The 19,647-nt window shown below is 71.7% G+C and carries 15 protein-coding genes; 6 read left to right on the top strand and 9 right to left on the bottom strand.

Going from position 1 to position 19,647, the window contains the following annotated elements:
- Positions 1 to 8: 8 nt before the first annotated feature.
- From AC0VY3_RS27885 to ligD, 8 genes are all read right to left on the bottom strand, one after another.
- On the bottom strand, positions 9 to 1,466 hold the full coding sequence (locus tag AC0VY3_RS27885) for a peptidoglycan D,D-transpeptidase FtsI family protein (RefSeq protein ID WP_475550874.1): 1,458 nt from the start codon (positions 1,464 to 1,466) through the stop codon (positions 9 to 11).
- Positions 1,463 to 2,842, bottom strand: a complete 1,380-nt coding sequence (locus tag AC0VY3_RS27880; RefSeq protein WP_103507475.1) for an FtsW/RodA/SpoVE family cell cycle protein — start codon at positions 2,840 to 2,842, stop codon at positions 1,463 to 1,465. The genes AC0VY3_RS27885 and AC0VY3_RS27880 overlap by 4 nt, the downstream gene beginning before the upstream one ends.
- A 169-nt stretch (positions 2,843 to 3,011) precedes the next feature.
- Positions 3,012 to 3,512: an SH3 domain-containing protein gene (locus tag AC0VY3_RS27875; protein ID WP_103507476.1), complete on the bottom strand. Its 501-nt coding sequence runs from the start codon at positions 3,510 to 3,512 to the stop codon at positions 3,012 to 3,014.
- Positions 3,513 to 3,605: 93 nt separating this feature from the next.
- Positions 3,606 to 4,988, bottom strand: coding sequence for an ATP-binding protein (locus AC0VY3_RS27870; RefSeq protein ID WP_475550873.1), 1,383 nt, complete (start codon positions 4,986 to 4,988; stop codon positions 3,606 to 3,608).
- Positions 4,985 to 5,803 carry a hypothetical protein gene (locus AC0VY3_RS27865; protein WP_103507172.1) on the bottom strand — a complete coding sequence of 273 codons (819 nt, stop codon included), beginning with the start codon at positions 5,801 to 5,803 and terminating at the stop codon, positions 4,985 to 4,987. The genes AC0VY3_RS27870 and AC0VY3_RS27865 overlap by 4 nt, the downstream gene beginning before the upstream one ends.
- Positions 5,804 to 5,914: 111 nt before the next feature.
- Entirely contained in the window at positions 5,915 to 6,232 is a 318-nt protein-coding gene (locus AC0VY3_RS27860) for a zinc ribbon domain-containing protein (protein WP_098026030.1), read from the bottom strand.
- Positions 6,229 to 8,439, bottom strand: a complete 2,211-nt coding sequence (locus AC0VY3_RS27855) for a HEAT repeat domain-containing protein (protein WP_475550872.1) — start codon at positions 8,437 to 8,439, stop codon at positions 6,229 to 6,231. The genes AC0VY3_RS27860 and AC0VY3_RS27855 overlap by 4 nt, the downstream gene beginning before the upstream one ends.
- Before the next feature lie 181 nt (positions 8,440 to 8,620).
- Positions 8,621 to 9,526 (bottom strand): non-homologous end-joining DNA ligase, encoded by a 906-nt coding sequence (ligD, locus tag AC0VY3_RS27850; RefSeq protein ID WP_475550871.1) that lies wholly within the window; start codon positions 9,524 to 9,526, stop codon positions 8,621 to 8,623.
- 78 nt (positions 9,527 to 9,604) lie between these two features.
- On the opposite strand from ligD, the gene ku reads away from it, so the two are divergent.
- Complete coding sequence (gene ku / locus AC0VY3_RS27845; RefSeq protein WP_475550870.1) at positions 9,605 to 10,813, top strand: non-homologous end joining protein Ku; 1,209 nt, start codon at positions 9,605 to 9,607, stop codon at positions 10,811 to 10,813.
- A 109-nt stretch (positions 10,814 to 10,922) separates the two neighbouring features.
- A complete protein-coding gene (locus AC0VY3_RS27840) occupies positions 10,923 to 12,680 on the top strand; it encodes a serine/threonine-protein kinase (protein ID WP_475550869.1) in 1,758 nt (585 codons plus the stop codon).
- Here AC0VY3_RS27840 and AC0VY3_RS27835 read toward each other — a convergent pair.
- A complete protein-coding gene (locus AC0VY3_RS27835; protein ID WP_475550868.1) occupies positions 12,649 to 14,301 on the bottom strand; it encodes a hypothetical protein in 1,653 nt (550 codons plus the stop codon). The two genes, AC0VY3_RS27840 and AC0VY3_RS27835, sit on opposite strands and share 32 nt — an antisense overlap.
- A gap of 305 nt (positions 14,302 to 14,606) precedes the next feature.
- On the opposite strand from AC0VY3_RS27835, the gene AC0VY3_RS27830 reads away from it, so the two are divergent.
- From AC0VY3_RS27830 to AC0VY3_RS27815, 4 genes are all read left to right on the top strand, one after another.
- Entirely contained in the window at positions 14,607 to 15,905 is a 1,299-nt protein-coding gene (locus AC0VY3_RS27830; protein WP_103508034.1) for a serine hydroxymethyltransferase, read from the top strand.
- 214 nt (positions 15,906 to 16,119) lie between these two features.
- Positions 16,120 to 17,937, top strand: a complete 1,818-nt coding sequence (locus AC0VY3_RS27825) for a DUF262 domain-containing protein (protein ID WP_258047072.1) — start codon at positions 16,120 to 16,122, stop codon at positions 17,935 to 17,937.
- Positions 17,921 to 18,952: a CBS domain-containing protein gene (locus AC0VY3_RS27820; RefSeq protein WP_475550867.1), complete on the top strand. Its 1,032-nt coding sequence runs from the start codon at positions 17,921 to 17,923 to the stop codon at positions 18,950 to 18,952. The genes AC0VY3_RS27825 and AC0VY3_RS27820 overlap by 17 nt, the downstream gene beginning before the upstream one ends.
- Before the next feature lie 176 nt (positions 18,953 to 19,128).
- Positions 19,129 to 19,449 carry a hypothetical protein gene (locus AC0VY3_RS27815; RefSeq protein WP_475550866.1) on the top strand — a complete coding sequence of 107 codons (321 nt, stop codon included), beginning with the start codon at positions 19,129 to 19,131 and terminating at the stop codon, positions 19,447 to 19,449.
- Positions 19,450 to 19,647 lie beyond the last annotated feature (198 nt).

Raw genomic sequence — 19,647 nt, 5'->3', positions numbered from 1 at the left:
GGCAGGGTTCACTCCTCCAGCGCCGCCTCCATCACCGCCCGGGCGATCGGCGCCGCGCTGCCGCCGCCGCTGATGTCGGCCCGGTCGGCGGAGGCGTCCTCCACGACCACCGCCACCGCGACCGCCGGGCGGCCGGAGTCGGGGGCCTGGGCCCACGAGATGAACCAGGCGTACGGCAGCCCGGAGTTGTCGACGCCGTGCTGGGCGGTACCGGTCTTGCCGCCGACCTTCACCCCGTCGATCGCCGCGTTCGACCCGGTGCCGCTCTCCACGACCTCGACCATCATCCGCTGGAGCTGCACGGCCGTCGACGGGTTCATCGCCCGCTCGTACGGGCGCGAGCCCTCCTGCCGGACCGTGTCCCCGTCGTTCGTCGTCACCCGGTCCACCAGACGCGGGCGGCGCAGATCTCCGCCGTTGGCGACCGCCGAGGCGACCATCGCCATCTGGAGCGGGGTCGCCGTCGTGTTGAACTGCCCGATCGAGGACAGGGCCAGCTGGTCCTCGCTCATGTCCGTGTCGAAGTTGCTCTTCGCCACCCCGGACGGGATCCGCAGCCCGGCGTCGTTGAAGCCGAACCGCTCCGCCGCGTCCACCATCCCGTCCAGCCCGACCTCCACGCCCAGATGGGCCATCACGGTGTTGCAGGAGACCCGGATCGCATCCGTCAGGGAGGCGTTCTCGCAGCCGCTCGACTCGTTCGGCAGGGTCGTCCTCGTACCGGGCAGGACGTACGGCGACGGGGTGTCCGTGGCCGCGTCGGCGTCCGTCACCGCCCGGGAGTCCAGCGCGGCCGCCGCCGTCACGATCTTGAAGGTGGAGCCCGGCGGATAGGTCTGCCGGATGGCCCGGTTGAGCATCGGCAGGCTCTTGGCCGCGTTGAGCCGGGCCCATGCCTCGGTCACCGCCGCACCGGTCCCGGACAGCCGCTCGGGGTCGTACGACGGGGTCGAGACCAGGGCCAGGATCGCGCCCGTCGACGGGTCCAGGGCCGCCACCGCACCCCGCCGCCCGCGCAGCCCGTCGTACGCGGCCTCCTGCACGGACGCCCTGATCGTGGTGACGACGTCGCCGCCCGGCTGCCGGCCCCGGGTGAACTCGTTCCAGAAGGGCAGCGGCGCCAGGAGCGAGTCCGTACCGGACAGGACGGCGTCCTCGGCGTTCTCGACGAGTGTGGTGCCGTACGTCTGCGAGGCGTATCCGGTCACCGGGGCGTACAGCGGGCCGTGCAGATAGGTGCGCTCGAAGCTGAGCTGCTCGCGGGTCTCCTTGTTGCCGGTCACGGGCCGGTCGCCGACCAGGATGTTGCCGCGCGGCTGGTCGTAACGGGCGATGGAGTTCCGGCGGTTGGCCGGGTTGGCGTCCAGCTCGTCGGCCTCGAAGAGCTGGACGCGGGCCGCGTTGACGAGCAGCGCGACGAGCAGCAGCAGACAGAAGGCGGCGGCCCGCCGGATGTAGCGGATCACCGGTCCTCCTCCACGGCCGCCGCGATGACCCCGGTCTCCACCTGCTCCGGGTGCGGTCTGCGGGAGACGTCGCTGACCCGGATCAGCAGCGCCACGATGATCCAGTTGGTGACGACGGACGAGCCGCCCTGCGCCAGGAACGGCATCGCCATCCCGGTCAGCGGGATCAGCCCCATCACCCCGCCCGCGATGACGAACACCTGGAGCGCCAGGATCGACGCCAGACCGATGGCGAGCAGCCGTCCGAACGGGTCGCGCAGGACGAGCCCGGCCCGGTAGCCGCGCGCCACGAGCAGCGCGTAGAGCAGGAAGATCGCGGTGAGCCCGCTCAGCCCCAGCTCCTCGCCCGCGGTCGCCAGGATGAAGTCGGACTTGGCGGCGAAGCCGATCAGGACGGAGTGGCCGGAGCCGAGCCCGGTCCCGAGCATCCCGCCCGCCGCGAAGGCGAACAGCGACTGGGCGAGCTGGCCGGGCCCCCGGCCCGCGTCGATCGAGGCGAACGGATCCAGCCAGTCCTGCACCCGGCCGTGGACATGCGGTTCGAAGGAGCCCACGACGAACGCCCCGACGGCGGCCAGCAGCAGACCGACCGCGATCCAGCCGGTCCGGCCCGTCGCCACGTACAGCATGATGACGAAGAGTCCGAAGAACAGCAGCGAGGTGCCGAGATCGCGCTCCAGCACCAGCACACCGACGCTCAGCAGCCAGATCGCCACGATCGGTCCGAGCACCCGCCCGGCGGGCAGTTGCAGCTTCCACACCCTGCGGCCGGTGTAGGCCAGCGCGTTGCGGTTGGCCGCCAGATAGGCGGCGAAGAACACCGCGAGCAGGATCTTGGCGAACTCGCCCGGCTGGAAGGAGAGTCCGCCGATCCGGATCCAGATCTTCGCCCCGTTCACGGCCGGGAAGAAGATCGGCACGATCAGCAGCGCGAGCGCGGAGGCCACCGAGAGATACGCGTACCGCTGGAGCACCCGGTGGTCGCGCAGCAGCACCACCACGACGGTGAACAGCGCGACGCCGAGCGTGGACCAGACGAGCTGGGTGGGCGCGGCCTGGTCCCTCGGGGTCTCCAGATCGAGCCGGTAGATCAGCACCAGGCCGAGACCGTTGAGCAGGACCGCGATCGGCAGCAGCAGCGGATCGGCGTACGGGGCCCGGAAGCGGACCGCGACATGGGCGAGCAGCGCGAGCGCGCCGAGCCCGGCGCCGTACCCGGCGACATCGGGGGGCACGGCGCCGTCGTGGGCGAGGCCGACCACCGCATAGCCGAGGACGGAGATCAGGACGCCCCCGACGAGGAGGGTGAGCTCCACCCCGCGCCGCTTGGGCAGGCGTAGCTCGGGCGGGGGAGCGTCCGCCGTCGTTGCGGTCATGCCCCGCAACGTAGCAAGAGGTGCGAGGTATTTCCCTTATGTCACACCTTTGCCCATGTCAGCCCCGCTCGGGCCGGCGTCCCCTGAGCGCGGGTCCGCCCGTGGAGCGCGCGGCGAGGGGCCGGACTCCACGGGCGGACGGACACGCGGGTGTGCGGGTGACGAGAGGTCAGCACCACTTCGGCGCGGAGCCGATGTTCTCGATGTAGCGCGCCGAACCCCAGGCCCAGGTGCCGTCGGTCAGCAGGTACCAGCGGTTGTTGCCGTCGACGTTGTCGCCCTGGGTCTTGCAGAAGATGTGCACGACCGAGCCGTACTTCACCGAGCCGACGATGCGGCTGCTGCGGGTCGGCTTGTCGCGGAGCAGCAGGTACGGCTTGGCGATGACCCGTCCCTTGTAGGTCCGCTTGGGCGCCTGGGGCTTGGCCTGGCCCTGCTGCTGCGCCTCCTGGCGGGCCTCCTTCTGCTGCGCCTCGTGCTCGCGCTGGAGAGCCGAGGCGGAGAGCTCGTCGGACGTCGGGTCCGGCGCGGTGGCCTCCGCGCGCTGTCCGACCGGCTGGGGGTCGGCCGCCATGGCGGCGGGAGCGGCGGCGGTGAGCGCCGCGAGCGTGCCGGTGGCGACGCAGAGACCGAGCCGGCGGAGCCGCGAGGGGCGGGACAGGGGGGACATGCTGCCTCCATACGATGAGGAACGGGACCGTGGGGGACACGAGCTGGGCTCGTGCTCGTCACGCTAAGTTCGCCACTTATAGTCCGCAACGCGTCACGATGCGTGAGGGCGGTCCTCCGTTGAGCCGTCCGGGGTGTCCGTGCCCTCCGGGCCCCCGTCCTGGCCCGGATTCCCGCCGGAATCCCCGTCGTCGAGCCTCACGTACTCCGGCAGGGTCAACCGGGCGAGCGCCCCGCCGTCCGGCGGATCGGCGAAGTCCAGCCGGGCGCCGATGACCTGGGCCTGGCCGAGGGCGATGGTCAGCCCGAGACCGTGGCCCTTGCCCGCGCCGTCCGTGCGGAACCGCTGCGGCCCGCCGTCCAGCAGATACGCCGGGAACCCCGGGCCGTGATCGCGTACGGAGACCACCGCGCCGTCCACACTCAGCACCACCGGAGGGCCTCCGTGCCGGTGGGCGTTGGCGACCAGGTTGCCGAGCACCCGCTCCAGGCGCCGCCGGTCGGTCTCCACCCTTGCCGCGCCGCTCACCCGTACCTCGGTGTCGGTGCCCGAGGCCCGCACGACCCGCTCCACCACCGGCGCGAGATCGTGCACGGCGAGGTCGACCTGTTCGGTACGGGCGTCCAGGCGGGAGATCTCCAGCAGGTCCTCCGTCAGCGCCCGCATGGCCTTCACCCGGTCGCGCACCAGCTCCGCCGGGCGGCCCGGCGGCAGCAGTTCGGCGGCGGCCGACAGACCGGTCAGCGGGGTGCGCAGCTCGTGCGCCACGTCGGCGGTGAACCGCTGCTCGGTCTGGAGCTTGCGCTGGAGGGTCGAGGCCATGGTGTCGAGTGCGCCCGCCACGATCGCCACCTCGTCCTGGGCACGGACCGGACGCGCGGTGCGCGGGTCGTTCACCCGGGCGTCGAGGTCGCCCGCGCTGATCCGGCGGGCCACCCGGGCGCTCTGGTGGAGCCTGCGGGTCACCCGGCCGACGGCGAACAGCCCGACGAGCAGCGTGGCGGCGATGGCCAGCAGCGAGGAGCCGATGATCGCCCGGTCGAGGCCGCCGATGGTGCGGGCGCTGTGGCTGTAGTCCGTCCAGGTGGCCAGCGCCCGCCCGTCCGCCGGGCCCGCCGCCCACATGGCGGGGCCGCCCTGACCGTCCGGGTCGCCCGGCCGGTGCGGCCCGTCCGCGACCACGGTGCCGCGCTCGCCGCCCGCCGCCAGGGCCCGCAGCGACGCGGGCAGGCCCGGCGGGTCGATGCCGGACCCCCGGGGCAGTGGCTCCCCGGCCTCGTACGCGTCGGTGACCACTTCCAGCCGGGCCAGCGCCTTCTCGCGGGCGTGGTCGACGGTCTGCCGGGTGACCGCGGTGTGCACCAGGACGCCGAGGAGGGCGGCCAGGGTGCAGCACATGGCGGTCAGGAAGACCGCGGACTTCCAGGTGAGGCTCGCGGTCCAGGAAGGCGAGCGGAGGCGGCGCCGACGTCTCATGACGTCTCCGCCGGTGATGCGGAACGTGACGCGGAAGGCGCTTCCGAAGAGGTTTCCGAAGGCGTTTCCGAGGGCGCTTCCGAAGGCGTACGGGTGGCGGAGCCGGCGGACGGCGTCGGCGTGCGCCGCGGCTTCGGGGCCTTCCGGTGCTCGGGCGTCCGGAGGATCTCGTCCCGGGTGGGCAGCATCGCGCGCTGCCGGTCGTCCCAGGACCACGCGGTGCGGTACTCGTACCCCGGGATCACCGACGGAGCCCGCATGATCACGTCCCGGCCCGCCAGCTCCACGCTGATGACGGCGTCGTAGGTGGACATGATCCGGGTCAGCCCGCCCTTGTCCGGCATGTACACGCGCACGGCGAGCTGCCGATCGGGCATGCGGATGCCGAGCACCAGTTCGTCCCTGCCGTCGCCGGTCAGGTCGCGGTAGTACGGCGCGAGCACCGGGCAGTCGTCCGGGGCGGTCCGGCACGCCTTGATCTGCCGGACGGTCGCGTCCGGCAGCTCGTCCAGCCCGCTGCCCCGGTTCGTCCTGGCCTTCAGGCCGGCCTGCGCCACGGTCACCGGGTCCAGCCGGCGCACATCGCCGCCGGTCACCCGGATGCCCGGGATGCGCGCGGTCTCGCCCTCGCCGTAGTCGTACGGGGCGGAGGAGGCGGGCGGCAGATCCGGCCAGAGGTGCTTGGGCTCGACGGCCGACGGCGCGTCCCCGGCGCTCTTCAGCCCGCCGGCCCCGCCGCAGCCGGACAGCAGGGCGAGCGCGGCGACGGCGAACACGACGGCACGGTTCGCCGCCGGGACGCGGTGCGGGCGCACGGCTCGCCTCCTCCTCGACGACAGAGGCTTCACACCCTAATCGGACGGCCGTGCGCAATGCCCGGTTCGCGCCGTTGCGTGACGGTGCGTGACCCTACGGTCGCCGCGGGGTCAGCGCTGGTACGGGTTCTGTCCGGGCGGTGTGACGCCGGGCTGCTGCGGGGCCTGGCCGTAGGCGTTGCCGTCCTGCCCGGCCGCGGCCTGGGCGAGCAGCCGGTCCGCCTCCTCCTTGGGTATCTGCCGCTCCCCGCCGCAGAACGTGCACTGCGTGGCGTACTTCGTCGAGAACGGGAACAGCGGCACGAAGAACAGCGTGAACTTCGTGACCCGCTTGCGCAGGGTGTGCGCCGCCGGATTGCCGCACCAGCCGCAGACCATCGTCAGGACGGCCAGCTGGTAGAGATAGCCCTTGGTACCGAAAATGATCATGCCGTGGTCCCTTTCCCCGTCCCCCGGAGCGCCCGTCGGCACAGCTCCAGGAGCTTCTCGTCCTCGTGGATGTCATGACTGCCGTACCCGCCGTCCATCGCGTTGTGACGGCGTACGGAGGCGAGTTCGCTCCGCAGGACGTGTGCTGCGGCCGACCCTTCCGGGACCGGCCCCATCCGTGCCACGCATTCTGCCACCCGGACCCGGACATGACGGCTCCGCTCCCAGCCGGCGAGCAGCGCCTCGGTGGTCTCCCGCGGCCGGCCGGTCACCTCCCACAGCGCGACCGCCGCGTCCACCCGCAGCCACAGCTCCTCGTGCGCCAGCAGCCCGCGCAGCCGGGGCGCGACCACCGCGGCGCGCGGCCCGAGCGATCCGAGCGCCGTCGCCGCCGCCCGCCGGTCGTGCACCTGGTCCGACTGGAGGCCCTCGACCAGCACCGGCAGCACCGCATCGGCGTCCCCGGAGATCGCGAACAGCGCCTCGGCCGCCTCCGTCGCGGAGGCCGTCCCCGGGCGGCGGATCAGCGCCCGCAGCTCGGGGACCGCCTCGTGCGCCGCGGGCCCGAACGAACCCAGCGCCCGCAGCGCCGCCGTACGCAGCCACTCGCCCCGGTACTCCGGCGCCCCGCGCAGCACCCGCAGCACCTCGGGGGCCGCCTCGCCCGCCCGCAGCCCGGTCAGCCCGGCCAGCAGCGGGCTCGCCCGGTCGTAGGCGCCCTCGTCCAGCTCCACCTCCGCGAGCCTGCGCCGCAGCGCCCCGGCGAGCGGCCGGGCCGCCTCGCCCAGATGGCCCACCGCGAACCCCACGTCGTGCGCCACCTGCGGCAGCTCCAGCGCCGCCGCGAGCGCGGGCACCGCACGGGCGTCGCCGAGACGGGCCAGGGCCTTGACGGTGGAGCCGAGCCCGGGCGGACCGCCGGCCCAGGTCTTCACCCAGCTCCCGGGATCGGCGGCCAGCCGGGCGGCCAGGGCGTCGGCGGCGGGCGCGGCGAGGCCGAACAGCTCCTCCAGGACATGGGACGCGGCCTCGGACAGGCGGGGCTCGGGATCGGCGAGCTGATCGCCCACCAGCGCCACCAGCTCCTCGTACGGGCCGCGCCAGGCCCGTATGAGCCCGCCGCTCATCCGTACGGCGTCGATCCGCTGGCGGCGGTCGGGGCTGCGCAACTGGTCGGCGAGCAGCGCGGTGCGGTCGCCCACCCGGTCGTCGAGGCCGACGTGCAGGGTGCGCAGCAGATCGGCGGCCCAGGGGGTGCCGGGTCCGGCGTTCTCCTCGGCGGAGAGCGACCGCAGCTGCCCCACGAGCGTCGGCGTCACGACGTGCTCGCCCCGCCCGGTCTCCGCCGGGGCCGCCGGCTCGGGGTCCGCGGGCTCCGCGTCCGGTTGCGGGTCCGGGCCGGCGTCCGGCTCGTCCCCCGCCCGCGCGGCGTCGCTCTCCGGCGCGGCGGCCCCTCCCGGGGTGGTGGGCTCGTCCGACGCCGAACGCATCTCGCGCAGCAGCCCCGAGACCACCGGCACCACATCACCGGGCAGCCCGTCGGGCGAACACCGCGCCAACTGCGCCAGGGCCGCGAGCCGCAGCCCCGGCGAGTGCGCCCGGGACGCCAGCCGGCCCAGCCACTCCGCGGCCCGCCCCGCCAGCGGCCGGTGCCGCAGCGCGACCCGGCCGGCCGCCTCCACCAGGGCGAGCCGCACCTCCTCGTCGGGCTCCACCGGCAGCCGCTCCCGCAGCAGCGCGAGCACCCGCACGGGGTGCCGGTGCAGCGTGGCGAGCGCCAGCGGGGCCGCGAGCCGTACGCCGGGGTCCTCGTCGGCGATCAGCTCGAAGAACACCCCCGCGCCCGCGGTGACCGCCGCGGCCGCCATCGCGTAGTTCGCGGCGCCCTCGATCTCGTCCTCGTCGATCTCCGCCTCGTCGTCCTCGTCGAGGTCGAAGCCGCCGATGCTGGTGAGCAGTTCGACCACACCGCCCCGGTCCTGCACGCCCGGATCCGCGACCAGCTCGAACAGGAACGGGATGCACGCGAGCGTGCACGCGTACACATCGCCCTGGTGGTGCACCGCGCCGTACATACCGTCGAGCGCCGCCTCCCGCTCCGCCGGATCGTCGGAGGCGAGCCCCCGCAGCAGCTCCGGCACATCGTTGGCAGGCCCGTAGGCATGCTCCATCGAAGCCCAGTCGACCTCATCGATCCCCGAGAACACGCCATCCCCTCCCCACGATCACGACAGCGCCCGGACCGGCGCGCACGGTGGCGCGCCCTGTCCGTCACACCCCTCCCGGCGCGCCCCGTAGAAAGCGCCTGCGCAGAGTGTGCACCACGGCTCCGACAATCCACCCGCCACTTGTGGCCTTTCCTCGGGCCGTAACGAGGTCATGACCCGGTCAAGATGATTCGGTGGTGCGGGGCAGCGGACGTGCCTGCTCCGGATCGTTCAGCGGGGCGAGCGGATCGCCGTGCCGGTCCAGCCGCGCTGCCATGTCCCCGGCGCGGAACACCAGGGCCCCGGCCTCCCGGCACCCCGCGATCTCGTCCCAGCCGACCGGGGCCGAGACGGTGGGCTCGGGCCGGGCCCGGAGGGTGTAGGGCGTGGCGGTCGTCTTCGCCGCGGCGTTCTGGCTGAAGTCGACGAAGACCTTGCCCGGCCGCAGGGCGCGCTTCATCCGGTGCAGCGCCAGCCCCGGCAGGGCCGCCTCCGCCTCCACCGCGAGCCGCTTCGCGTACGCGGACACCTCGCCGGAGGGGGTGGGTTCCAGCGGGACCAGCAGATGCAGCCCCTTGGACCCGGACGTCTTCCCGTACGCAGCCAGCCCGTCGGCCGCGAGCCGTTCCCGCAGCCAGAGCGCCACCGTGCAGCACTCCACGACGGTCGCGGGGGAGCCGGGGTCCAGGTCGAAGACCATCCGGTCGGCGATCTCCGGCGCGTCCGTGCGCCACTGCGGGGTGTGGAACTCCACCACCAGGTTGGCCGCCCACATCAGCGAGGCCAGATCCTGCACGACCACCTGCCGGGCGTTCCGGTCCTCGCTCCGGGGAACGGCGGCGGTGGCCACCCAGGCGGGCGTACCGGGCGGCGGATTCTTGGTGAAGAAGAGCTGGCCGCCCGGCCCGTCCGGATACCGCAGGAAGGACACCGGACGGTCGCGCAGATGGGGCAGGATCACGCCGCTCACCGTGGCCGCGTAGTAGTGCAGCACCTCGCCCTTGGTCGTCCCGGTGGCCGGATACAGAACCTTGTCGAGATTGCTGAGCGAGACCCGTCGCCCCTCCACCTCGGTGATCGGCGTCATACGATAAGAGTCACACGAAATCGGGCTAAAGCGTCTCTGTCTGGCAGAGAGTCCCTGACGGTCGACAAGGGGTGAACGGTGAGGTCCATATGGAACGGAGCGATCTCCTTCGGGCTGGTCAGCATCCCGATCAAGCTGGTCAACGCCACCGAGAACCACTCGATCCACTTCCGGCAGATCCACCTCGCCGACGGTGGCCGGATCCGGTACCGCAAGGTCTGTGAACTGGACGAGGAGGAGGTCGGGACCGGCGACATCGGCAAGGCCTACGAGGACGCCGACGGCACGATGATCCCGATCACCGACGAGGACCTCGCCCAGCTCCCGCTGCCCACGGCGAAGACCATCGAGATCGTCGCCTTCGTGCCCGCCGACCAGATCGACCCGCTCCAGATGGACGCGGCGTACTACCTCTCCGCCAACGGCGTCCCGGCCGCCAAGCCGTACACCCTGCTCCGCGAGGCCCTCAAGCGCAGCAACAAGGTCGCCGTCGCCAAGTACGCGCTGCGCGGCCGCGAACGGCTCGGCATGCTCCGCGTCGTCGACGACGTGATCGCCATGCACGGCCTGCTGTGGCCGGACGAGATCCGCGCCCCCGAGGGCGTCGCCCCGGACGGCGACGTCACGGTCCGCGACGCCGAACTCGACCTGGCGGACGCCCTGATGGACACGCTCGGCGAGGTCGACATGGACAGCCTCCACGACGACTACCGGGAGGCGGTGGAGGAACTCATCGCCGCGAAGGCCTCCGGCGAGAGCGTGCGCCCTGCCGAGACCGAGGACGCCGGCGGCGGCAAGGTCATCGACCTGATCGCGGCCCTGGAGAACAGCGTGCAGGCGGCCAGGAAGTCCCGGGGCGAGCAGGGCGCCGATGAGCAGGACGCGGACGACGGCGACGGCGAGATGGCCGACGTCCACGCCATCAAGAAGACCGCCGGGAAGTCCACCGGAAGGTCCGCGGGAAAGACCTCCGGAGGGTCCCCCGGGAAGACATCGGCGAGGTCGTCCGGGGGCGCCACGAAGAAGACCACGCACCGCACCCCGACCGGCAAGACGGTCACCCGCTCCGGAAGCTCCACGACGAAGAAGTCCGCCCCCAAGTCCACCGGCGCGAAGAAATCCACGTCGACGGCGAAGAAGTCGTCGGGAGGCGGTGCGAGTTCGGGGGCCAGCGGCGGCGGAGGCCGGGCGACCGGAAAGAAGACCGCGGCGAAGAAGCAGACGTCGTCGAGCGGCGGCACCACGGCCAAGAAGACAGCCGCCACCCGCAAACGCGCCTCGGCCTGAGAGGTACACGCGGACTGCTCGCAGCCGAGACGTGGTGCCGCCGGCCCGGCCCGCTCCCGGCCCCCGCCCCCGCAACCCGCTGTCGTACGCCCCCCGTACGCTACGGCCCATGAGCGAAGAGGCCCCTGCGAGACGGGTGATCGACGGCCGCTTCACGCTGGTGGAGCGGCTCGGCAGTGGTGGTATGGGCATGGTCTGGCGGGCCCGGGACGAGGCGCTCCACCGCGATGTCGCGCTCAAGGAAGTCCGGCCCCCGGACCCGGCGCTCGCGGACTACGACCCCGAAGGCGCCCGCACGCTGCGTGCCCGGGTGCTGCGTGAGGCCCGCGCCCTGGCCCGGGTCGACCATCCCAACGTGGTCACCGTCCACCACATCGTCGACCCCGGCGAGGAGGGCTACCCGTGGATCGTGATGGAGCTGGTGGCCGGCTCCTCGCTGCACGAACGGCTCGCCGCCGGGCCCATGGCGCCCGCCGAGGCCGCCGAACTGGGGCGCGGCATCCTCTCCGCCCTCCGCGCCGCCCACGCGGTCGGTATCCAGCACCGTGACGTCAAGCCCGCCAACGTGCTCCTGCGCACCGACGGCCGCCCCGTCCTCACCGATTTCGGTATCGCCGCGATCCGGGAGTCGACGAGCCTCACCGCCACCGGCGCCCTCATCGGCTCGCCCGACTACATAGCCCCCGAGCGCATCCGGGGCACCGAGGGCGACCCGTCCTCCGACCTCTGGTCGCTCGGCATGATGCTGTACGTCGCCGTCGAGGGCCGCCACCCGCTGCGCCGGGCCACCACCCTGGCCACGCTGGCCGCCGTGCTCGACGAGGAGATCCCGCCGCCGGTACGGGCCGGGGCCCTCACCCCGGTGCTGAGCGCACTCCTCACCCGGAACATTCCGGCCCGCCCTGGCGCCGAGGCCCTCGACCGCATGCTGGCCGAGGCCGTGCGGACCGGCGGGAGCGCGGCCCCGACGCCCACGGAGCCCGTACGGGAACGGCCGGCGTCCGTGCACACCACGCCCACGCAGACGGCCTCCGTGTCTGCGCCCGCCGCGCCGGAGGACCGCGTACCGACGGGCTACGGCCACGGCTACCAACAGGTCGTCACCGGACCGTCCGCCACCTCGGGCACTCCCGGCGCCCCAGGCATCCCGGAAGAGCGCGAGCGCCGGGTCCTGCGCCGGGTCCGGATGATCAGCGCCGCCTCGTCCGTCGTCGCGGCCGTGGTCATCGCGGGCGTCATCCTCTGGATGGTGGACCCGTTCTCCAAGGGCTCCGACAGCCACGGCCGTCCCCGCGACAGCGCCGGCGCAACGCAGGCATCAACTCCGGCTCCGGACCCGGCCGCCGACGGTTCCGGCGGCTCCGACGGTGCGGGCGCGTCCGACCCGTCCGACGAGAAGGACGTACCGGAGGCCGAGAACCTGCTGACCCCGGACGGAGCGCGGGCCGCGATCAAGGCGCTGAAGCCGCTCATGGGCGGAACGAAGGTCACCGACTTCACCCTCTACGGCGAACACGCCTCCGCCGAGGCGCCGCTGAAGTCCAACGCCGCGCTGTACGACCGCTTCAGCTACCGCGACGGCCGGGCGAAGAACGACGACATGGGCGGCACCCTGATGTCCGGGTCCGCGACGATCGACCTGGACTCCGTCGACTGGGACGCGCTGCCCGCCCTGCTGAAGACGGCGGAGAGGACGCTCAACGTCGACGAGCCGGAGAGCCGTTACGTGATCGTGGACCCCAGCTCGCCCTTCCACGAAGACCGCCCGGTGCTGCGCGTCTACGTCTCCGACTCGCACGGCGGCGCCTTCCTCACCGCCGAGCTGGACGGCCGGGTCATCGAGAAGAGCCCGCGCCCCAAGGGCTGAGCACCGGCTGGATCGGGTCCGGGAGCAGCGGCAGGTCCAGGTCGAACGGGCTCCGCTCGATGACGTACGTGCAACTGGTGTAGGTGTAGCCCGGCTGGACCTTCGTGCCGGAGGAGTAGCTGTCCACCCGGGCGGTCACGCCCGTGCCGTGCTTGTAGAGGAAGTGGTACTCCCCGGCGGGCAGCTGAAGGCGTGCCTTCGGGTAGTTCCTGCCGCCCGCCTTGCAGGCCTGCCGCGCTCCGTCGGAGGCGCTGTACCGCTTGCAGCCGGCACAGGCCTTCAGCGTGACGGTGCCGGTGACCGGGCCGGTGTAGAGCACCTCGACCGTGTTCGGCGCGTCATTGCTGATGACCAGCTCCATCCGGGCCCCGCCGGGCCGCTTCGACGGCGGCAGCCGCTTGCCCGCAGCCGGCCGGTCGTCGGCTATCTCCGCGGCGATGGCGATGTCCCGCGCCTGCCGCTCCCGCCCGTCGCTCTTGTACGTCCGGGCGAAATCGGTCAGCGTCGTGCGCGCTTCGCCGAACTTCCTGTCCTTGAACTGGTCGACCCCGCAGGCGTACGAGCCGTCCTTGACACCCGCGTCGGCATCGGCGCGCAGCGACTTCACGCTTTCGGCGGGGAGTGAGGACGCGGTGGCGCCGAGGCTGCGCAGCACCCCGGTGGCCGCACACGGCTCTGCCCCCTTCACCGCCTTCACCTGGGCCTTGATCCGCCGGCTGATCTCCGGCCCCACCTGCTGCGCGGACGCGGAATCGGGGAACGTACGCAGCAACTCGCCCAGCTCCGTGCCGCCCCCGCCCGCCGCGCCCAGGCGCGAGACGCCGCAGCCGTACAGCGACTCGGCGAGGGGCTCGTCCGGCCAGGCGGCCAAGGCCCCGAGGAGCTTCACGTCGACCGAGTCGGGCAGGCCGCGCAGATAGGTCAACGGTTCCACGGCCTCGCAGTGCCGCTTCTTCGCGTACGGGGCGGAGACGGCGTCGTAATACCTCTTCAGGCGGTCCGGGACCAGCTTGGCGGCCCGGGAGCCGGGATGGTCGTCGCCGAGCGCGCGATAGACGCCGAGCCCCTTCTCGTACTCACCCCTGGCCGAACCGAACGGCTGCCGCGAGGCCACCGCGACCCGCTCGTCCCCGGCCGCCAGCCGGTCCAGCAGCATCTGCTCCCGCGCCTCGTCCCGCGCTGAGCCGTACACCACCGCCCCGCCCGCCGGCACGGCCAGCAGCACCACCCCGAGCCCGACCGCCAGGACGGGCCGCCACGCCCCGCCCAGCGCCGAACGCCGGGCGATCCGGGCCCCGTCGGCGGCGGCGAGCACCAGCACCAGCAGATACCCGACGAGCACACCCGCGGGCACCCCGTCCGGATCGGCCGGCAACGCCACCCACAGCAGCACCGCCGTGGCCGCCCAGCACCCGGCAGCCCGCACCCAGCGCCCCAACAGGGCGTAACCCAGGCCGATTCCGGTCAGATTGAGCAACGCGGCCCCGACCGCGCGCAGAGCCGCACCGGGCGGCGTCGGCCCGACGGAAGGCGCATGGGAAGGAGGCGGCGGTACGGGCCCACCGGCTCCGGGCCTGTAGGCCCCGTACCCCGCAACGCCGTAACGATCACCGGACTCCATAACGGTCCCCCACCGTCGAGCCGAAAAAGTCAGCCGAAAAAGTCACCGGGAATCTGCCCCGTTCTGTCACCGATCACGCGCGGTTGCGGCAGCCTCTTGGTACGCCGTGCCACCCCCGCGCCGACCCACCCTCTAGACTGCCGAAAGCCGCGACTGGCGCGCGCCCCGGCAGGGGCGCTCCGTGGAATCGACCACGAGGAAGCGGCACACCCCGGGTGCGCCCGGGGCGTCGTCTCCGGAGAGCCGTCCGCCTGGGCATCCGGGTCCACGCCGCGTACGGCGGCCGACCCGGAAGGACTTCTTCCATGACCACCCGGCCCATCACCACCACACTCGCCACCGCGTCACACCATCCGGCCCTCACCGCGTCCGACCCTGAACTGGCCGTCCTGATCGGTGCGGAGGAACGCCTCCAGGCCGACACCCTGCGGCTGATCCCCAGCGAGAACTACGTTTCCGCCGCCGTGCTCGAAGCCTCGGGCACCGTGCTCCAGAACAAGTACTCCGAGGGCTACCCCGGCAAGCGGTACTACGAGGGCCAGCAGGTCATCGACCAGGTCGAGACGCTGGCGATCCGCCGCGCCCAGGCCCTCTTCGGGATGGAGCACGCCAATGTCCAGCCGTACTCCGGCTCCCCGGCCAACCTCGCCGCCTACCTGGCCTTCCTCCGGCCCGGCGACACCGTCCTCGGCATGTCCCTGCCGATGGGCGGCCACCTCACGCACGGCTGGGACGTCTCGGCCACCGGCCGCTGGTTCCGCGGTGTCCGGTACGGAGTCCGCCGGGACACCGGCCGGATCGACCTGGACGAGGTCCGTGACCTGGCCCTCGCCGAACGGCCCAAGCTCATCTTCTGCGGCGGTACGGCCGTTCCCCGCACGATCGACTTCGCGGGCTTCGCGGAGATCGCCCGTGAGACGGGCGCCGTCCTGGTCGCGGACATCGCGCACATCGCCGGCCTGATCGCGGGCGGCGCGCACCCCTCCCCCGCCGGTCACGCGGACGTCGTCTCCACCACCACGCACAAGACCCTGCGCGGCCCGCGCGGCGCGATGCTGCTCTCCACCGCCGAACACGCCCGCGCCATCGACCGCGCGGTCTTCCCCGGCCTCCAGGGCGGCCCGCACAACCAGACCACGGCCGCCATCGCGGTCGCCCTCGGCGAAGCCGCCACCGCGGGCTTCTGCTCCTACGCCCACCAGGTCGTGGCCAACGCCCGCGCACTGGGGGAGGAGTTGGCCGCTCGCGGCTTCGACCTGGTCTCCGGTGGCACCGACAACCACCTGTTGCTGATCGACCTCACCGACAAGGACGTCCCCGGCAAGACCGCGGCCAAGGCCCTCGACCGCGCGGGCATCGTCGTCAACTACAACGCCGTCCCCTACGACCCCCGTAAGCCCTTCGACCCCTCCGGCATCCGGATCGGCACTCCGGCCCTCACCTCCCGCGGTGTCCCCGCCTCCGCGATGGGCACGGTCGCCACCTGGATCACCACGGCGGTCGACGCGGCACGCACGGGCGACGAGGCCGCGATCAGGAAGGTACGCGAAGAGGTGAAGGAGCTGATGGACGCCTACCCGGCGCCGGGGCTGCCGGTGTCCTGAAACACGGAACCCGCCCCCCCGCGGGCGGGCTGGGTGTCCGACCCGCGGACGAAGAGGTCGATCCGGGCTCGCCCTGTCGAAGTCCGATCAATGGTCGACCGGAGCGCCCGGGCGAAGACGGGAAAGTGCCGCTAGCATGTCCCTTCCGTGACGCTGGGGAGCGTCTTCGACACTGGGGGTGGGGATGGCGCTCGACGGGCCCAGCCTGAGCAAGATGCTGGACGATGTCGCTGTCGGCAGGATCCAGCTTCCCGACTTCCAACGGCAGTGGAAGTGGGACGACGACCGGATCAGCGCTCTGCTGGCGACCGTGACGCTCGACTACCCGCTGGGTGTTGCGATGACGCTGGAGACGGGCGGTGAAGCCCAGTTCAAGGCGCGCCCGTTACATGGCACCGAGGTGGGCCCGCAGGTCGTCCCGGAGCAGCTGTTGCTCGATGGTCAGCAGCGGCTGACGTCTCTGTTCCAGGCGCTCAAGTCGGAGCGTCCGGTGGAGACGACGGGCGCCCGGAACAGACCGCTCAAGCGCTGGTACTACATCGACATCGCAAAAGCCGTGGACGATACCGCGGACCGGGACGAGGCGATCCTCTCCGTCCCTGAGGACCGCGTTGCGCGGGGCGCGTTGGGCCGGAGCGCTCCACGCGACCTCACCACACGGGAGAAGGAGTGCACCAGTGGCCTCTTCCCACTGAATCTGATCTTCCAGCCGGACCAGACCGGGAAGTGGCAACGGGTCTACGTCAGTGGCGCCGAAGACCGCTGGGACCTGTGGTCGGCCTTCCAGGCCAGGGTGATCGACACCGTCAAGGGGTTCAAGGTGCCGCTGATCCGCCTGCCCAAGGAGACCCGCAAGGAAGCGGTGTGCTCCGTGTTCGAGCGAGTGAACACCGGCGGTGTCGTCCTCAACGTCTTCGAGTTGCTCACGGCGACCTATGCCGGTGACGCGCAGTACGCGGAGAGCAACGGGGGCGAGGACTTCAGCCTCATCGAGGACTGGCGGGCCATCAAGGGCACGTTGTGCTCGGAGCACCAGGTCTTCGGGACGACGGACAAGGACGGCGGTCAGGAGACCGGGCTCAGCAGCCTGGACTTCCTTCAGTCCATCGCGCTGGTTCGCACACATCAGCGCAAGCAGGCGTTTCTTGCGGAGCACCCGGGGGCGACGAACGCGCCGGCCGTGAGCTGTAAGCGCCGCGACCTGCTGCACCTGCCGCTCACCGACTACACCCGGATCGCGCCGAAGGCCGCTGAAGCGCTGTCCTGGGTCGGCCGGTTCCTCGGGGCACAGCATGTCTTCCGTGAGCGTGACCTGCCGTACGGCTCCCAGATCGTGCCACTCACGGCGATCGGTGTCCTCCTCGGGAGCCTCGTGGAGGACCGGGACGTTCAGGACAAGCTCGCGCGCTGGTATTGGTGCGGTGTGCTCGGCGAACTCTACGGAGGCGTCACGGACACCCGCTTCGTCCGGGACGTGGAGCAGGTGGTCGGGTGGATCAAGGACGGCGGTCCGGAGCCCGACACCATCACGGAGGCGACGTTCCAGGAGCAGCGCCTGCATCGGCTCACTTCGCGTAACAGTGCCGCGTACAAGGGAGTGCACGCTCTGCTCCTCAAGGAGGGGGTGATCGACTGGTTCTTCCACGAGGAGCCAATCAACGAACAGTTCCTGATCGGGCAGTACGTGGACATCCGGCAGGTCTTCCCCAAGTCCTGGTTCGAGCAGAACGGCGTGGACGGGACACGGATGAGCAGCATCGTCAACAAGACGCCGCTGTCCTACAGGGCGCTGCAAGCGATGGGATCGAGCGTGCCGTCGGCGTACCTGTCCTCCTTCGAACGGCATACCGGCAGCCCGGGTGACTGGTTCGACGACATCGTCGGCACGCACCTCATCGACGCCAAGACGCTGCGCGCCGACGACTTCGAGGGCTTCTACCGAAACCGGACGGCCAGGCTCCTGGAACTCGTGGAACGGGAGATGGGCAAGGTCGCGGTGCGTGAGGGGGCGGACGATGCCCACGCCGGATGATGCCGTGCTCAAGAGCCTGGAGGGCGTGACCCTGTCGATCCGGGATCTTCTGTCCCGATGGGGCTTCCGGGTCCGTGACCACGCCTCCGTGCCGCAGATCCGACTTGATCTGACCAGCGTTGGACTGACCACGGTGCCGGACTTCGCGACCGGCCCGCAGGACGTCGAGGTCGAAGTCGTACCGATCGGCCTCAAGCACGGTGTCGGTGTCGGTACGGGCGATGGCGATGGCGATGCTGAGAAGGATCCGGCGGACGCCGCCGAAGAAGCCGTCGGCAAGTTCCCGCAGACGGCGATGCGGGTGCACGACCTGCGGTGTGCCGACAGTGTCACATCGATCACGCCCGACGAGGCTCTGTCCGTCGCGATGGGCAGGATGGTGGAGTTCGGGTACTCGCAACTTCCCGTGATCGATGCTTCGGGGACCCTCCATGGGGTTGTCACTTGGGCATCGATTGCCCATATTCACGCGACCGGGCGCGAGATGTGTCTGGCCAGCGCGATCAGCAGCGAGTACGAGATTGTCAACGCCTCGGCGCATTTGCTGCCTGTTCTGCCGACCATTCGTGAACACGAGTTCGTCCTCGTCCGAGCCGCAGATGGACGGGTGACCGGCATCGTCACTTCGGCCGACCTCGCCGGCGAGTTCGGCACGGTGGCCCGCCCCTTCTTCACCTTGGGTGAGATCGAGCGGAGACTGCGGCGGTGTCTGGGGCGCGTCTACGACGATTCCGACGTCCAGCAGGTGCACAAGAAGAGGAAGTCCGTCGACGAGTTGATGTTCGGCGAGTACATCCGTCTTCTGGACGACGAAGTGCGCTGGGCCAAGCTCGGCTGGCCTCTCGTTGACCGGGACCATTTCATCGGGCTGCTCGGCAGAGTGAAGAACGTCCGCAACACGGTCATGCACTTCAACGCCCCGGCGCTCAGGCCTGAACAGCTCGACCTGCTCGACAGCTTCGTCTCCATGCTGCGCCTCTACGACCCCGACTACAGAGCCACTTCCGCGGCCTGAGGGTGCACGGAGTTCCGGTGAGGACCGGAAGCCTGTCGCGCCGCACCGGAACCGCTGTGCGTATCGCGCACACCGCCCGGCCTTTTCACAGGTTCTCCGCCCCCGGCGCCGCGCGCTGTGACACCGTGGATCAACTGATGGCTCGGGTGTCCGGGCGTCCGCGTAGGGGGATCTTCATGCGTTTTCGCACCGTCGCGGCCTCGGCCGCACTCGTCCTGTGCGCCACGGCGGGCGTCGCGGCCTGCTCGTCCTCGTCGGACACCGCCGACGCCCAGCGCCCCGCCGCCCCCTCCACCCCGGCATCCGTGGAAGGTCTGGCGGAGAGCATCGAGACGGGCAAGCGCCAGGCGGGCCCGCCCGAGACGGGCGGCCAGGAGGCGACCGGCCCCGCGAAGTGCGCGACGTCCGCCGCCGAGATCCCGGCGGAGTGCGCCGTCGACGTCACGTTCTCCGAGATCACCGAGGGAGAGCGGGCCACGGAGCCTCCCGTGCGGTGAACGCGTTGCGCGGAAGGGGCGGGTACACACGGGTGTGCCCGCCCCTTCGTCATGCCCGCGAGGTGAGCGCCGGAGAACACCACCCGCACCATGGACCTCTCACGTCACAGAAGACCCTTCCATCCGTCACAGCGATCTCTTAGTCTCACACCCTGTTCACATGTGATAATTGATGATCTCGCCACAGAGGTCAGGCGC

Source organism: Streptomyces sp. iso_384, assembly GCF_056172905.1.
The sequence above is the reverse complement of the archived record's forward strand: the minus strand, read 5'-3'. Positions and strand labels throughout refer to the sequence as shown.

What these genes read in the sequence shown, in the direction of transcription:
- AC0VY3_RS27880 (WP_103507475.1), bottom strand. Translation starts at nt 2,842, where the DNA reads ATGACCGCAACGACGGCGGACGCTCCCCCGCCCGAGCTACGCCTGCCC.
- AC0VY3_RS27875 (WP_103507476.1), bottom strand. Translation starts at nt 3,512, where the DNA reads ATGTCCCCCCTGTCCCGCCCCTCGCGGCTCCGCCGGCTCGGTCTCTGC.
- AC0VY3_RS27870 (WP_475550873.1), bottom strand. Translation starts at nt 4,988, where the DNA reads ATGAGACGTCGGCGCCGCCTCCGCTCGCCTTCCTGGACCGCGAGCCTC.
- AC0VY3_RS27860 (WP_098026030.1), bottom strand. Translation starts at nt 6,232, where the DNA reads ATGATCATTTTCGGTACCAAGGGCTATCTCTACCAGCTGGCCGTCCTG.
- ligD (WP_475550871.1), bottom strand. Translation starts at nt 9,526, where the DNA reads ATGACGCCGATCACCGAGGTGGAGGGGCGACGGGTCTCGCTCAGCAAT.
- AC0VY3_RS27840 (WP_475550869.1), top strand. Translation starts at nt 10,923, where the DNA reads ATGAGCGAAGAGGCCCCTGCGAGACGGGTGATCGACGGCCGCTTCACG.
- AC0VY3_RS27835 (WP_475550868.1), bottom strand. Translation starts at nt 14,301, where the DNA reads ATGGAGTCCGGTGATCGTTACGGCGTTGCGGGGTACGGGGCCTACAGG.
- AC0VY3_RS27830 (WP_103508034.1), top strand. Translation starts at nt 14,607, where the DNA reads ATGACCACCCGGCCCATCACCACCACACTCGCCACCGCGTCACACCAT.
- AC0VY3_RS27825 (WP_258047072.1), top strand. Translation starts at nt 16,120, where the DNA reads ATGCTGGACGATGTCGCTGTCGGCAGGATCCAGCTTCCCGACTTCCAA.
- AC0VY3_RS27820 (WP_475550867.1), top strand. Translation starts at nt 17,921, where the DNA reads ATGCCCACGCCGGATGATGCCGTGCTCAAGAGCCTGGAGGGCGTGACC.
- AC0VY3_RS27815 (WP_475550866.1), top strand. Translation starts at nt 19,129, where the DNA reads ATGCGTTTTCGCACCGTCGCGGCCTCGGCCGCACTCGTCCTGTGCGCC.